The following is a 14,708-nucleotide window of genomic DNA, read 5'->3' on the forward strand; positions in this document are numbered from 1 at the left end:
CCATAATTTACAAATCTCCTGTAGGAGCTGGCTTGCCAGCGAAGGTGCCGGCACATTCAACATACGAGTCGCCTGACACACCGCCTTCGCTGGCAAGCCAGCTCCTACAAATGGATTTGCGTTAGACCCAGATCCCGCATTCACCCATGCCCTGTAGGAGCTGGCTTGCCAGCGAAAGCATTTCGTCAGCCGACGTATAAGGTGGCTGACACACCGCCTTCGCTGGCAAGCCAGCTCCTACAATGGTTAGCGTATGCATTGGCAAGATGAACCCAGCGCCTACAAGTTATCGGTGGCTTTCTTCGACGGTGACGGTTGCAGTGGTGCCGGCACGCAGGTTGTTTTTACCGGCGTAATCGGCGTCGATCTCGATTCGCACCGGCACCCGTTGCGCGAGCTTGACCCAGGTGTAGCTGGGGTTGATGTTGGCCAGCAGCCGGCCGCCGGGCAGGTTTTCCCGGTCGGCAATGGCGAAGGCGATGCTCTGGACTTTGCCGCCGAACGTTTCGCCGCTCATCAATTCGATGTTCACCCGGTCGCCCTCCCGGATCCTCGGCAACTTGGTCTCTTCGAAGTAACCGCTGACGTAAAACGAATCACTGTCCACCAGCGCCAGCAATGGCCCGCCGGCCGTGGCGAAGTCGCCCTCACGGGTCAGCAGGTTGGTGACAAAACCGGTCACCGGGGACACCACGTGGGTACGTTGCAAGTCGAGTTCGGACTGGGTCAACGCCGCAATCGCCAGTTGCACGTTGGCTTGAGCCAGCACCAGGTTGGCCTGATTGCGCAGCAAGTCAGCCTGGGCCACCGACACATCGGTATTGGCCTTCTCCCACTCTTCGCCGGAAATTGCCGAACGATCCTTGAGCGTGCGTCGGCGCTGCTCTTCGCTTTGGCGCTGTTTGAGCAAGGCTTGACTGGCGGTGATGGTCGCCTGGGCCTGCCCGAGCGAGGCTTTCGACACCTCGACCGCGCGCTTGGCATGCTCCACCGCCAGGTTGTACCGCGCCGGGTCGATCTCCAGCAACGCTTGGCCTTTATTGACGTGCTGGTTGTCCTGAACGGCCAGGCTGACGATTCGCCCGGAAACGTCGGCGGACAAGGTCACCACATCGGCGCGCACCCGGGCATCGCGGGTCCAGGGTGCGCGGGTGTAGTGCTCCCAGGCGAACCAGCCGAGGACCAAGGCGAGCAACACCACGGCGACGGTCGAGAGTCGGGAAAGAATATTGTTCAAGGTTTCACGCTCCCATCACCAGTATCAACGTGGCGCAGACGCAGACGTACAGCGCGCCCTCGAACAACGCCTCATGCCAGACAAACCGCAGCACACCGACGCGCCGCAGGATCCAGTCCAGCAGCAGAAAAATCGGCAAGCCCAGCAGCAACGCCTGGGCAATCGGCGGCAGATAGGCGCCCCCCACTTCCAGATCAATGGGCAAGGATTGGGTCTCCTTCAAGGCCTGAGGGATGAAAATAGCCGCGATAACGTTCGACGAACGACACCACGATCAACAGCGCCACGCGCATGCGGAACACCGACCACAAGTGTTCATGCGCATCGGTGTGCAACGCATCCAGCTCGTCGCCCAGGGCGCGCAGGCTATCGAGCACCTGCGTCGCCTCGACCCCGGGCCGGCCGGCGACCAGCCTGCCCGTGTCCCGTACGGTCGAAAACAAACGGCTTTGCAGATCCGGGTTGAGCAGCGCGTTGTTCTGCCCCTGTTGCCTGAGCTGATTCAAGGCAATGCCCAACGCCATGCAGCCCAGGCTGACCTGGAACAGTTCATGGGACTGCGGCTCCTGCGTGGCCGGTAGCAGCCCCAGCATCATCGTCAGCCGATCAACCATGCGGCTCTCGAAAGCGAATTGCTGTTCATCGGTCGCCGAAGTTTTCAGCAGCGCGTAGACCTGCTCACCGTTCTCCTTGTGCAGCCGGCGCATGCGCAAATCCGGCCGGAACGGGAAAATCAGCGCATACACGCTCAAGGCCAACACTGTCGCGCAGGTATAGGCGCCGGCAAACTCGAACCACTGGGTTGCGGTGTTTTGCCCGATCCCGACATTTAAAGGGCCGAGCAGCAAAAACGTCGTGAGCCCCAAACCAATGCCAGTCCCGGTGGTGGGCGGATTGGCCAAGCCCACCGCAACCGCGTAGAGCAACGGCACCAGCAACAAGGCGAGCATTTCGAAATTGCTGATCATCGGTACAAACAGAAATTGCAGCAGCGCCGACGTCACCAGCGCCAGGCCGAATCCCCGTGCATAGCTCTGCACCGCGAGCAGCGGCCGGGGAAACGTCGACATCAGCGAGCACAGGATGCCCAGCAACACCATGCCGGCACGCGCACCGTCCCAGCCGGTTTCGATCCAGATCAGACCGGCGATCGACAGTGCGCAAAACGCCCGTACCGCGTTCATGGTTGCCAGGGTCCAGTCCAGGTGCAGCGGATTTTCCCGCCCGCGAAACACACTGCTGGCAGGCCGCCCGCTCTGGATGGCGTCGCTTAATTCGAGGATCTGCTCCAGTTGTTGCAGCAGGCGCGCCTGCTCCCAGCGCAGCGACCAGGACAGTGAACGCAAAGTGGCCGGTAGCGGTTCGGTCAACTGTTCAGCCCTGTAGGCCAACCGATCGAAACGTTGTTGCAGGGAAGTGAAATGCTGGCGCTTTTCACTGGACAGCGAACGCCCCTGCTGCGCCAGTTCATCGAGAAACGCCAGTTCTTCGGCGCGTATTTGTTGGATTTCTTCGGGCAGCTCGCCTTCCCAGCGCTCGGTCAACAGTAGCCGCTGATGGCGCAAGGCGGTCAGCCGTGCCGTCAACAACACCAATTGATTGCCCAGCAATTGCACCAGCCCGTTGGCACTGCGCAGGCGCGGCGCATCGTAGTACATGTGCCGGCGCACGCCCTCCAGGCCGCTGATCTGGCCCAACAGCTGCATTTGCCGCTGCTGGAAATCGGCTTCACTTTCTTCGGTGCGAATCACCGCGCTGGCATGGGTGGCCAGCAGCTTGGTGATCTGGTCGATCCTGGCGAAGTAATCCTTGGCCACGGCTTCAGGCCTGGCGGTGAGCAGGCTGACCACACACACGCAGGCGACGGCCAACAAGGTTTCAGTGAGGCGGGTCACGGCCAGCAAAAAAGTGCCGTCCTGATCGGGGATCGCCAGCAACGCGATGACTACAGCGGTGTAGCCGCTGAGCACGAAGGCCCCGGAGCTGGTGTAACGCAACAATGTGCCGCCGGCCGTGCACAGCGCCAGCCACAGGGCCAGGGTGGCGATGAAAGGCAGCGGTGCCTGCGGAAAAATCGCCATGGTGGCCACCGCCACCACCGCGCCCATGGTCGTCCCGATGACCTGGCCAAAGCTGCGTGCCAGCACCATACCCCCCAGTGGCTGGCTGATGATGACCACCGCCATGATCGACCACTTCGGCTGGTCCAGGTCGAACAAAAACGCCAGGTACAGCGTGAGCAAACCAGCGACGATGGTTCGCAGGGCAAACAGCAACACCCCGGGGCCGGGGTGGAGCATGGCTTTGAAATATTGCAGCAACGCTTGCATGGGCAGGCTCATGAACATATCTCCTGCAAGCGTAGTCACTGCTGGGGGGTAACGAGAGGTTTCACTTGTCGACGCAGTCTGTAGGCTTTTTCATTCCCCGTTGAACGGTTGTTGACACAGTCAAGGTTTGACTCAACGCCGCGCCTGACAGAAGCTGGCGCCTTTGCAAAAGCTCGAACGCTTTGGATCTATGCATGCCCAAGTCCCGCCGCAATCTGTTGATCAGCCTCTGCGCCCTGCTCGTCCTCGGCCTCGTGTGGTTTTCCCTGCGTGTCACCACGCCGGTCATCCCCGAAGCCATTCTGCATGGCTACAGTGAGGCGCTGGCGGCCGCCCGCAACGGTCAACCGGGCGCGGCGCGGATGCTTTACCAGCAATTGGGTCGGCCGGACCTCTCGCCCAAGCGCCGGGTGTGGCTGCACGCCGAGTTGCCCAACTATCCAAGCTCAGTAGCGCTGAAGCTGGCGGATGCCGACTTGCAGAACGAAGCGCCCGAAGTACGCATCGCTGCGATCAAGAGCATCAGCGGCCTGGTGCCGAACGGCCAGCGCAGTTTATTGCTGGGGCCTTTGCTCGACGACAGTGAACAAAGCGTGCGGCTGGCCGCGATCAACGCCCTCTTGGGGTTGTCGCCGGATGATCTGGGCCTGTATTTCGGGCCGCTTGAGCAAGCCATCGACGCCTGGGAGCAAGTGCTCAAGAGCGCGCCGCAAAGCGCCGAAAACCAGTATCAACTGGCGCGCCTGCACCTGCACAACGCCGAGCTCAAGGAAGCCCAGCAGGCGCTGGACAACACCCTGCGCCTGGCGCCGGATAATTTGCCGGCGCTGGTGCTGCAAATCGAAGTGCTGGACAAGCAAGGCCAAAACGAAGCCGCCCGACAGCTGTTGGCCAGGCAACTGCAAGCCCAGCCCAGCTCGGCATACCTGCAACATGCATTGGGCTTATGGTTACTGCATCACGACCAAAGCGAATTCGCCCTGCTCGGCCTTTCCAAGGCGGTTGAACTTGAGCCGAACAACCGCGATTACCGCTACGACCTGGCCACCACGTTGCACGGCGAGCAGGAACTGGACGCGGCGCAGAAACAATTGCAGGAAATCGTTCAGCGTCATCCGAACGACCGCAAGGCCCGGGTGATGTTGATCAATTACTGGACGGAAAGCGGGCAACTGCAAAACGTCCAGGTGCTGTTGGCGCAGCTCGAACAGATGAACCCTGATGACCCGGCGCTGCAACAAGGGCTTTGAGCCCGACTGAAATTTCGTGGAACCGTCGTCGCGGCCAAGGGTCAAGTGAAAAGGCAGCCAATTGCCACAACTTCACCATGGCTGCCGGCTTACCAAAGGTCAGGAGAGGACGCCAATTTGTCTCGATTCAACGAATTCAAAAGCACAAAAGCCGCCACCGGTATCGAAGGTCTGGACGATATCCTTGACGGCGGATTGTCCCGTGGACATGTGTTTTTACTGGAGGGCGAACCCGGCACCGGCAAGACCACCGTGGCGCTGCACTTCCTGTTGGCGGGCGCGAAAGCCGGCGAACGTTCGTTGTACATCACGTTGTCGGAAACCGAGCGCGAACTGCGTCAGGGTGCGCGGTCCCATGGCTGGGAAATGGACGACAACGTCCATATATTTGAATTGACCCCGCCAGAAAGCCTGCTCAATGCCGAACAGCAACAGACACTGCTGTATTCCTCCGACCTTGAATTGGGGGAAGCCACTCGCCAGATCTTCGAAGTGGTCGAACGGATCCAGCCGACCCGCGTGGTGCTGGACAGCCTGTCCGAGATCCGCCTGCTGGCCCAAAGCTCACTGCGCTATCGCCGGCAGATTCTTGCCATCAAGCATTACTTCGTGCGCTACGACGCGACCGTCCTGTTGCTGGATGACCTGACCACCGAGTCCCTGGACAAAACCGTACACAGCGTCGCCCACGGCGTGATTCGCCTGGAAGAACTGACTCCCAACTACGGCGCCGAGCGCCGGCGCATCCGCGTGGTGAAGTACCGCGGCCAGAAGTATCGGGGCGGTTTCCACGATTTCACCATCATGAGCGACGGTGTCCATGTGTTCCCGCGGCTAGTGGCTGCCGAACATCGTGGTCAATACGTGCGCCAGCAATTGACCAGCGGCATTCGCGAAATGGATGCGTTGCTCGGCGGCGGTATCGAAACCGGTTCCAGCACGTTGATTCTCGGCCCGGCCGGTACCGGCAAATCGCTGATCTCCATGATCTTCGCCGCCGCGGCAGTGGCCAGGGGCGAAAAAGCCGCGCTGTTCATTTTCGATGAAGAGTTGGGGTTGCTGTTCGAGCGCATGAAGAACATCGGCATTGATTTGCAGGCGTTGCAGGACACCGGCAACCTGCTGATCGAACAAGTGGACGCGGCCGAACTGTCACCCGGCGAGTTCTCCCACCGCGTTCGCCGCTGCGTCGACGAAGGCAAGATCAAGACCGTAGTGATCGACAGCATCAACGGCTATCAGGCGGCCATGCCCGAAGAGAATGCGTTGGTGCTGCACATGCACGAACTGTTGCTGTACCTCAACCGACAGGGTGCCGCGACCTTCATGACCGTGGCCCAGCACGGCCTGGTCGGCGACATGCAGGCCCCGGTCGACATCACTTACCTGGCCGACACGGTCATTCTGCTGCGTTACTTCGAAGCGCTGGGCAAAGTGCGCCGGGCGATTTCGATCATCAAGAAACGCACCGGCAGCCACGAATCGACCATTCGTGAATACCGCATCAGCACCGAGGGCATGACCATCGGCGAACCACTGGAAGCGTTCCAGGGCGTATTGCGTGGCGTGCCCACGTATCTCGGAGCGAGCAACCCGTTGCTCGCGGATGAACGCCCGTGACGGCCATGCACGCAATACCGGAACGCGCCCTCATCCTTGCACCGCGAGGGCGCGACGGGCAGATTGCGCTGATGATGCTCAATGAAGCGGGCTTTCACGGGGTCATCAGTCTCGATCTGACGGGATTGTGCGCAGAGCTGGAACACGGTGCCGGCCTGCTGCTGATTTCTTCTGAGGCCTTGCTCGGCGGCGACCTCGAACCGCTGATCCGCCTGATCGAGCAACAACCGGCGTGGTCGGACCTGCCGATTGTATTGATGACGCATCACGGTGGCCCACAACAGAACCCCGTGTCACGCTTTGGCGAGCAATTGGGCAACGTGACCTTTCTTGAACGGCCTTTTCATCCGGTGACCTTGATCAGTCTCGTCACCACGGCCCTGCGTGGGCGGCGACGACAATACGAGGCCAGGGATCGACTGATCGACCTGAGCCAGAGCGAATTGCGCCTGCAAAACACCCTCGAAACCCTTGAGCAGCAGGTAGAGGAACGCACCGCGCAGTTGCGCCACAACGAGGAAGTGCTGCGCCAGTCGCAGAAAATGGAAGCGGTCGGCCAGCTTACCGGCGGCATCGCCCATGACTTCAACAACATGCTGACCGGCATCATCGGCAGCCTGGAGCTGCTGCGTCGACGCCTGGCCCGGGGTCGTACCGAAGACCTCGACAGCCTGATCGACCTGGGCGTGACGTCGGCCAACCGCGCGGCGGGCCTCACGCACCGCCTGCTGGCGTTTTCCCGCCGCCAATCACTGGATTCCAAACCCGTGGAGATGAACACCCTGGTGGTCTCCATGGATGAACTGTTGCAGAGCAGCATCAACGAAAGCATTCGCCTGGACATGCGACTGGACGAGCAATTGTGGGTGGCCGAGGCCGATCCCAATCAACTGGAAAGCGCCCTGCTCAACCTGGTGATCAATGCCCGCGATGCCATGCCCAATGGCGGTAACCTGCTGGTCGCCACGTCCAATCAGTACCTCAGCGAGGATTTCACCCAGGCACAAACCAATCTCGATGCCGGTGATTACGTGGTACTCAGCGTCACCGACACCGGTTGCGGTATGCCACAGAGCATCATCAACCGGGCGTTCGATCCGTTTTTCACCACCAAACCCATCGGCCAGGGCACGGGCCTCGGTCTGTCGATGATCTACGGCTTCAGCAAGCAGTCGGGCGGCCACGTCGCGATCCAGAGCGAAGTGGGCAAAGGCACCACGGTGAGTCTGTACCTGCCGCGTTTTGGCGGCGACCTGCCGCAGGATCAGCAGATCGACATTGTACACTCGCCCTTCGCCAGCAACGGCGAGACGGTATTGATTGTCGAAGACGATCCGGCGGTGAGAGTGCTGGTCAGCACGGTGCTGAGCGAACTGGGTTATGCCTTCGTCGAGGCGTCTGACGGGGCTAGCGCGATGCCGATCCTCGACTCGACCCAACGCATCGACCTGTTGATCAGCGATGTCGGCTTGCCCGGCATGAATGGCCGGCAACTGGCGGAAATCGGCCGGCAACTGCGCCCGGATCTGCGGGTACTGTTCATCACCGGCTACGCCGAGCACGCGGCGGTGCGCGGCGGATTCCTCGATCCAGGCATGCAGATGATCACCAAGCCCTTCACCTTCGATCTCTTGACGGCGAAGGTACGGGAGATGATCAAGGCCTGATCCCTAAGACAGCATGTCCTGCATCAGTTCCTGCAGCTTGTCCAGGTCAAACGGTTTGTCCAGGATCGGCGCCTTGCGCGTGATCGGGCTGTCGGTCTCGCGGATTTCCTGGGCGTAGCCGCTGATGAAAATCACCTTGAGTTCCGGTCGCAGCTTCACGGCGGGTTCGGCGATCTGTACGCCGGAGATCCCGCCGGGCAGGCGGAAGTCGGTGATCATCATGTCCAGGTGCGGTTTGCTGGCCAGGATCTCGAACGCCTGTTCGCCGTTCTCGGCCTGCAATACGCGATAACCTTCACCCGACAGGTAAGCGGACAGCACCATCAGGATCGAGGGATCGTCCTCGACGACGAGTACTACATCTTGTGCATCTTCGCTCATGGGAAGCCTTTGTTCGGTCAATAGCTGCTGATACGACCGTGGGGTCGACCAGAGGTTGCGTTTTTCTGGCTGTTTTCCTACAGCGGCAGACAAACGCGAAACAAGGCGCCTTCGCCAATCCGGCTCTGGACCGTAATAGTACCGCCGTGGGCGGTGACAATCTGTTCTGAAATAAACAAGCCCAGGCCGAGCCCGGCGACGGCATGCTTGGCCGACACGCGTTCGAACTGCTGGAAAATCCGCTTCTGGTTTTCTTCGCTGATGCCAATCCCCTGGTCCTGCACGTCCACCAATGCCTGGCCGCCTTCACTGTAGACCCTTAACGAGATCGGGCGCTTGGCCCCGTAGCGCAAGGCATTGGTCAACAGGTTGGAAATGACCTGCTCGATCCGGAACTCATCCCACGTGCCGATCACCGGTTGTTCGGCATCGACGGTGACCGAGGCTTCGGCCGCCTCGATCTGCTGGGAAAAGTTGCGCAACACGTCGCGAACCAGCTGCGAAAGATCGAAGACCGTCGGGCGGATCGACAACTTGCCGGTGCGAATGCGCGAGACATCGAGCATGTCCTCGATCAGGCGTATCAGGCTTTTGATCTGCCGCTCGTCGCGGTCGACCATGGCGTGCATCTTGTCCAGGGTGAACGCCGCGGCGTTGTCGCGGGCCAGGTGCATCTTGCGCAACTGGGTCTCGAGGATCAGGCCGTTGAGCGGCGTGCGCACTTCATGGGCCACGATGGACATGAAGTCATCGCGCATGCGCACCGCCTGCTCAAGCTCCAGCTGGGTCGCTTGCAGCTGTTTGAGCAGCGCTTCCTGCTCACGACGGCTTTGCTCCAGCGCCAGCACCTGTTCCTTCATCGCCTTGCTCTGGCGATACAGGTCGACAAACACGTTGACCTTGCTCTTGACCGCGTGGATATCCAGCGGCTTGTGCAGGAAATCCACGGCGCCGCTTTCATAGCCCTTGAACGCGTAGTTGAGTTCGCGCCCGGCAGCGCTGACGAAAACGATGGGGATGTTCTTGGTTTTTTCCGTACCGCGCATCAACTCGGCCAGCTCGAAGCCGTTCATGCCGGGCATCTGCACATCGAGAATGGCCATGGCGAACTCGTGTTGCAGCAGCAGTGACAAGGCTTCGTCAGCCGACAGCGCCTTGTACACGATGCGGTCTTCACGCTTGATCAGCGCTTCGAGCGCCAGCAGATTTTCCGGCAGATCATCGACGATCAGCAGTTTGGCCTGAATATTACTTAGCATGCGATTCGTTCCAGCTCGACAAGCAAACGGCCGATGCCGTGTATGGGAAGTATGTGGTCTGGCTGGTGTAAATCCAGCGCCGCCTGGGGCATCGTGGCGACCTGCGCTTCCAGCGGGTCTTGCACGATGGTCATGCCGCCGTGCTGTTTGACCTGGGCCAGGCCGCGTGCGCCGTCGCGATTGGCGCCGGTCAGCAGCACGGCCGCCAGGTGCACGCCATAGGCATCGGCGGCAGACTCGAACAGGTAATCAATGGCCGGCCGTGAATGGTGCACGCGGGGTTCCAGGCTCAATGAAAAGCTGCGGTCATGCTCCACCGACAGGTGATAACCGGGGGCGGCGAAGTAGAGCGTGCCGGCCTCGACCCGGGTTTTGTCGCTGGCCTCCAGCACCGGCAGCGCCACCCGCCGGGAAAAGACGTCCACCAATTGGCTACGGCGCTCCTCCGGCAGGTGCAGGACGACGATGATCGGCAACTCGAAACCTTCGCGTAGCGGGCCGAGGATATTGAGCAACGCCTCGACGCCACCGGCGGAAGCGCCGATGACGATGGCCTGGATGTCGGGCAAACCCGTTGCACTGTTCATGATTTGCGGTAGATCCGTTCTTGTCTGACCAACGCTTCGAATTGATTGCCGAAGGACGAAAAATCCGGGGTTTCCTTGCTGCCCAGCACCAGGAAACCACGATGGCAGAGGGACTCATGAAACAAGCCAAACGCCCGATCCTGAAGCTTTTTATTGAAGTAAATCAATACATTGCGACATGAAATTAATTGGGTTTCGGAGAACACGCTATCGGTCGCCAGGCTGTGATCGGCGAAGGTCACGTTCTCGCGCAGCGACTTGTCGAAAATCGCATAGCCATAGGCCGCCGTGTAGTAGTCGGCGAATGAAGTCTGCCCGCCCGCCTGCTGGTAATTAGCCGTATAGGCGCGGACATTCTCCATCGAGAAAATCCCTTGCTTGGCTTTTTCAAGCGAGCGCGGGTTGATGTCGGTGGCGTAGATGATTGTGCGGTCGAGCAAGCCCTCTTCGCGCAGCAGGATGGCCATCGAGTAGACCTCTTCCCCGGTGCTGCACCCGGCGATCCAGATCTTGATCGAGGGGTAGGTGCGCAGCAGCGGCACCACTTCCTTGCGGATGGCGAGGAAGTGCGACGGGTCACGAAACATCTCGCTGACCGGGATGGTCAACAGTTGCAGCAGCTGCATGAACGCCGTGGGATCGTGCAGGACTTTTTCCTGCAACGCCGAAATGGTGCTGCACTCGAACTGGCTCAACGCATGGTTGACCCGACGCTTGATCGAAGCGCCGGAATAATCGCGAAAATCGTAGCTGTACTTGAGGTAAATCGCCTCGATCAACAACCGCAACTCAATTTCGCTGCTGCGCTCTCCTGAAAAACTGCGTTCCACTAGATACGTTCCATTTTCGGTAACCACACACGAATCAGTGAAAACAGGCGATCGAGGTCGATGGGCTTGGCCAGGTAATCGTTGGCACCCGCCTGCAGGCAGCGCTCCTGATCGTCCTTCATGGCCTTGGCCGTCACCGCTATGATCGGCAGTTTGCGCCAGCGCGGATCCTTGCGGATTTGCACGGTGGCTTCAAAGCCGTCCATCTCCGGCATCATCACGTCCATCAACACCAAATCGATGTCTTCGACCTCATTCAATCGTTCAATCGCTTCGCGACCGTTGCGGCCAATGACCACGACCGCGCCCTTTTGCTCCAGCGCGCTGGTGAGGGCGAAAATGTTGCGCACATCGTCGTCCACCAACAGTACCTTACGGCCTTCGAAGACCTTGTCGCGACTGCGGGCGACCTTGAGCATCTTCTGCCGTTCATGGGACAGCCGCGATTCGACTTTGTGCAGAAAAAGTGTCACTTCGTCCAGCAGGCGCTCGGGAGAGCGTGCGCCCTTGATGATGATCGAGCGCGAATATTTGCGCAGTTCGGCCTCTTCATCACGGGTCAGGTTGCGCCCGGTGTAGACGATGACCGGCGGGAAGGAGCAGATGTCTTCGGTAGACATGCGCTTGAGCAGGTCATTGCCGAGCATGTCCGGCAGTTTCAGGTCGATGATCATGCAGTCGAAAACCGAGGTACGCAGCAGGTCCAGCGCTTCCTGGGCCAGGCCGACGGCGGTGATCTCGATGTCATCGTCGCCGATCAGGCGGGCAATGCTGTCGCGCTGCAAGTCATCGTCCTCGACCAGCAACACGCGCTTGACCTTCTGGATCAGCTTGGCTTCAAGGCGCGCAAAGACATCCTTGAGTTCTTCGCGAGTGGTCGGCTTGACGGCGTAGCCAACGGCGCCCATGTGCATCGCCGCTTCGACCCGGTCTTCGACGGAAATAACGTGCACCGGGATGTGCCGGGTTTCGGCGTGTTCCTTCAAGCGTTGCAGCACCGTCAGACCGGAGTGGTCCGGCAGGCGCATGTCCAGCAGGATCGCATCGGGGATGAACGCCTTGGCCAGGTCGTAGCCTTCGTCAGCACCGTGCGCCACCAGGCATTGGTAACCCAGTTCGTGGGCGAGGTCATAGAGGATGTGCGCAAAATTCGATTCATCTTCCACCACCAGGATGCAGCGGGTGTTGAAAGGCCCTTTATTGCGGTCATCGTCAAAGCGCGGGATGTCGACGGCCGCCGGCAGTGGCGACAACGTGGGTGGCATCGGACTCGGAGCCACCGCCATGGGCACAGCCCGCATCGGCTGGACAGGTTCATCGCCGGGTTCCACGTACTGTTGCGGCAACACCAGGGTGAACAGGCTGCCCTGCCCCGGCGTGCTGTTCACGTCGATCGAACCGCCGAGCAGCGCGGCCAGGTCGCGGGAAATCGACAAGCCAAGCCCGGTGCCGCCATAACGCCGATTGGTGGTGCCATCGGCCTGACGGAACGCTTCGAAGATACTTTCATGCTGCTCCGAGGCAATGCCGATCCCGGAATCGCGCACGCTGAACGCAATGCCATTGTTCGGCGCCGCCGCGACAGACAGTTTGACGCTGCCACTTTCGGTGAACTTCACCGCGTTGGACAGCAGGTTCTTGAGCACCTGCTCCAGGCGCTGGCGGTCGGTGAACATCATCAACGGCGCGCCATCTTGCACCTCGACCTGGAAATCCAGCTGTTTGTCCGTGGCCAACGGCTGGAACAGGCCACGCAGGCCATCGACAAGGCGCGCCACACTGGTGTTCTCCGGACGGATTTCCAGTTTGCCGGCCTCGACCTTGGAAATGTCCAGGATGTCGTTGATCAGGTTGAGCAAGTCGTTGCCGGCGGAGTAGATCGACTCGGCGAACTTGACCTGCTCGGCGCTGAGGTTTTCCTCGGGGTTTTCCGCCAGCAATTTGGCCAGGATCAACGAGCTGTTCAGCGGTGTGCGCAGCTCGTGGGACATGTTGGCGAGGAATTCGGACTTGTACTTGCTTGAGCGTTGCAGTTCTTCAGCACGCTCTTCGAGCTGGATCTGGGCCTGATTGAGCTGGGTGTTCTTCTGGTCCATGGCATCGCGTTGCTCGGCCAGGGCCTCGGCCTGCTCGGCGAGTTGTTCGTTGGTCTGCTCGAGTTCCACCTGTTGGGTTTCCAGGTGCGCCTGGGACTCCTTGAGAATCCGCGATTGTTCTTCCAGCTCTTCGTTGGCGGTCTTGAGCTCTTCCTGCTGCACTTGCAGCTCTTCGTTGAGTTGCTGGGTTTCGGCCAGCACTTCCTGCAAGCGCTGGCGATAACGCGCCGCCTCGATGGAGGTGCCGATGTTGCTGGCAATCAGCTCCAGCAACTCGACATCGCGGTCGTTGAGCGGGCGCAGGAAGCCCAACTCGATCACGCCATTGACCCGGTCGTCATCGCTGGTCGGCACTACCAGCACACTGTGCGGCAAACCGTCACCCAGGCCAGAGCTGACTTTGAAGTAATCCTGTGGCACTTCGTCCAGGCGAATCAGGCGTGCCTGTTGCGCGACCTGGCCGACAATGCCTTCGCCGCTGTAGAGCTGCTGATCGCGCTCTTCCTGTTCCCGGGAGAAGCCATAGCTGGCGACGCGCTTGAGGCCGCCATGCTCTTCGCGCACATAAATGGCCGCCACTGCCGTGCCCAGGTACTGTGCGCAAAATTGCAGGATGTTACGCCCCAGCATGTTCAGGCTCAGTTGCCCCAGCACCTGCTCGGCCAGTTCGGTCTGGCCATTGCGCAGCCAGGCCTGCTGTTCCAGGCGATGGGCACTGGCCTGCTGGGCGGCCAGGTTGACGCTGTAATTTTGCGACAGGGTGAGCAGGTCCCGGCGCCCGATATACGCCAGCAAACCGCTGACACCCAGGATGAACACCAGGTACAGGCTGATGCTCAACACCGTGGTCGAGCGAACGTTCTCGTTACGCGTGGTGCGCAATTGTTGCTCAGTATCGATGACGTCTTCGTACTGCTTGCGAATCGCGTCGGTCAGGCGCTTGCCGCGCCCGGCCTTGACCGCGGAGCGATAATCGCCGCTGCTGCGCTGCAAATCGATCATCGATTGCGCGTAGTGGGTCCACTCCAGTTGCAAGGCCTGTAGCCGCCGCAGGCGGTCGGTCTGCACCGGGTTGTCGGCGGTCAGTTCGAGCAAGGTGTCGAGCGCCACGGCAATGCGCGGCTTGGCGGTTTCGTAAGGGTCGAGGAAATGTTCGTCGCCACTGAGCAGGAAACCGCGCATGCCGGTTTCCAGGTCCACGGTCAGCTTGACCGCTTCATTGGCGTTATTGATCACCCGGTCGGTGTGTTCGACCCACTGGATGGTCGAGAGCAGATAAGTGATCAGCGACACGAAGAACACGGCACTGATAACGCCCAACCCCAAGGGCAGGCTGATGTTGCGGCTCAGGAGTTTACGGAATCGTTGCTCATCTACCGAGGACGCGGAGGTCATGGGGCGGGCCTTGTCGAACTGTCAGAATGCAGGGAGTTTGCCCCAAAACTGGCACA

The 14,708-nt window shown here is 60.3% G+C and carries 11 protein-coding genes; 3 read left to right on the top strand and 8 right to left on the bottom strand.

The genetic code is table 11. The annotated features are described in order from the left end of the window. Positions 1-286: 286 nt before the first annotated feature. The 3 genes from J1D76_RS01565 to J1D76_RS01575 are packed head-to-tail and all read right to left on the bottom strand — an operon-like array spanning position 287 to position 3,579. Positions 287-1,237: an HlyD family efflux transporter periplasmic adaptor subunit gene (locus J1D76_RS01565; protein ID WP_421136684.1), complete on the bottom strand. Its 951-nt coding sequence runs from the start codon at positions 1,235-1,237 to the stop codon at positions 287-289. A gap of 4 nt (positions 1,238-1,241) precedes the next feature. Then, a complete protein-coding gene (locus tag J1D76_RS01570) occupies positions 1,242-1,442 on the bottom strand; it encodes a DUF1656 domain-containing protein (RefSeq protein ID WP_421136685.1) in 201 nt (66 codons plus the stop codon). After that, a complete protein-coding gene (locus J1D76_RS01575) occupies positions 1,432-3,579 on the bottom strand; it encodes an FUSC family protein (protein WP_421136686.1) in 2,148 nt (715 codons plus the stop codon). Before J1D76_RS01575 ends, J1D76_RS01570 begins: the two co-directional genes overlap by 11 nt. Positions 3,580-3,761: 182 nt before the next feature. Between J1D76_RS01575 and J1D76_RS01580 the strand changes: the two genes are divergently transcribed. The 3 genes from J1D76_RS01580 (at position 3,762) to J1D76_RS01590 (ending at position 8,104) form a co-directional block, all read left to right on the top strand. Next, complete coding sequence (locus J1D76_RS01580) at positions 3,762-4,817, top strand: tetratricopeptide repeat protein (protein WP_421136687.1); 1,056 nt, start codon at positions 3,762-3,764, stop codon at positions 4,815-4,817. Between the two features lie 117 nt (positions 4,818-4,934). Next, a complete protein-coding gene (locus tag J1D76_RS01585; protein WP_421136688.1) occupies positions 4,935-6,437 on the top strand; it encodes an ATPase domain-containing protein in 1,503 nt (500 codons plus the stop codon). 5 nt (positions 6,438-6,442) lie between these two features. Then, on the top strand, positions 6,443-8,104 hold the full coding sequence (locus J1D76_RS01590; RefSeq protein WP_421136689.1) for a response regulator: 1,662 nt from the start codon (positions 6,443-6,445) through the stop codon (positions 8,102-8,104). 3 nt (positions 8,105-8,107) lie between these two features. Here J1D76_RS01590 and J1D76_RS01595 read toward each other — a convergent pair whose 3' ends face one another. The 5 genes from J1D76_RS01595 to J1D76_RS01615 form a co-directional block, all read right to left on the bottom strand. Then, positions 8,108-8,485: a response regulator gene (locus J1D76_RS01595; RefSeq protein ID WP_007970583.1), complete on the bottom strand. Its 378-nt coding sequence runs from the start codon at positions 8,483-8,485 to the stop codon at positions 8,108-8,110. A gap of 77 nt (positions 8,486-8,562) precedes the next feature. Continuing rightward, complete coding sequence (locus J1D76_RS01600; protein WP_421136690.1) at positions 8,563-9,744, bottom strand: hybrid sensor histidine kinase/response regulator; 1,182 nt, start codon at positions 9,742-9,744, stop codon at positions 8,563-8,565. Further along, the gene (locus J1D76_RS01605) at positions 9,738-10,331 is read right to left on the bottom strand and encodes a chemotaxis protein CheB (RefSeq protein ID WP_421136691.1); all 594 of its coding nucleotides are present in this window, start codon (positions 10,329-10,331) and stop codon (positions 9,738-9,740) included. Before J1D76_RS01605 ends, J1D76_RS01600 begins: the two co-directional genes overlap by 7 nt. Then, positions 10,328-11,161, bottom strand: a complete 834-nt coding sequence (locus J1D76_RS01610) for a CheR family methyltransferase (protein WP_421136692.1) — start codon at positions 11,159-11,161, stop codon at positions 10,328-10,330. Before J1D76_RS01610 ends, J1D76_RS01605 begins: the two co-directional genes overlap by 4 nt. Then, entirely contained in the window at positions 11,161-14,652 is a 3,492-nt protein-coding gene (locus J1D76_RS01615) for a response regulator (RefSeq protein ID WP_421136693.1), read from the bottom strand. The genes J1D76_RS01610 and J1D76_RS01615 overlap by 1 nt, the downstream gene beginning before the upstream one ends. Positions 14,653-14,708: the final 56 nt, after the last annotated feature.

The organism is Pseudomonas sp. NFX15 (assembly GCF_049132105.1).
Lineage (GTDB): Bacteria > Pseudomonadota > Gammaproteobacteria > Pseudomonadales > Pseudomonadaceae > Aquipseudomonas.

Excerpts from the sequence above, each read along its gene's own strand:
- J1D76_RS01595 (WP_007970583.1), bottom strand. The coding sequence starts at position 8,485 with ATGAGCGAAGATGCACAAGATGTAGTACTCGTCGTCGAGGACGATCCC.
- J1D76_RS01580 (WP_421136687.1), top strand. The coding sequence starts at position 3,762 with ATGCCCAAGTCCCGCCGCAATCTGTTGATCAGCCTCTGCGCCCTGCTC.
- J1D76_RS01605 (WP_421136691.1), bottom strand. The coding sequence starts at position 10,331 with ATGAACAGTGCAACGGGTTTGCCCGACATCCAGGCCATCGTCATCGGC.
- J1D76_RS01600 (WP_421136690.1), bottom strand. The coding sequence starts at position 9,744 with ATGCTAAGTAATATTCAGGCCAAACTGCTGATCGTCGATGATCTGCCG.
- J1D76_RS01590 (WP_421136689.1), top strand. The coding sequence starts at position 6,443 with ATGCACGCAATACCGGAACGCGCCCTCATCCTTGCACCGCGAGGGCGC.
- J1D76_RS01575 (WP_421136686.1), bottom strand. The coding sequence starts at position 3,579 with ATGAGCCTGCCCATGCAAGCGTTGCTGCAATATTTCAAAGCCATGCTC.
- J1D76_RS01615 (WP_421136693.1), bottom strand. The coding sequence starts at position 14,652 with ATGACCTCCGCGTCCTCGGTAGATGAGCAACGATTCCGTAAACTCCTG.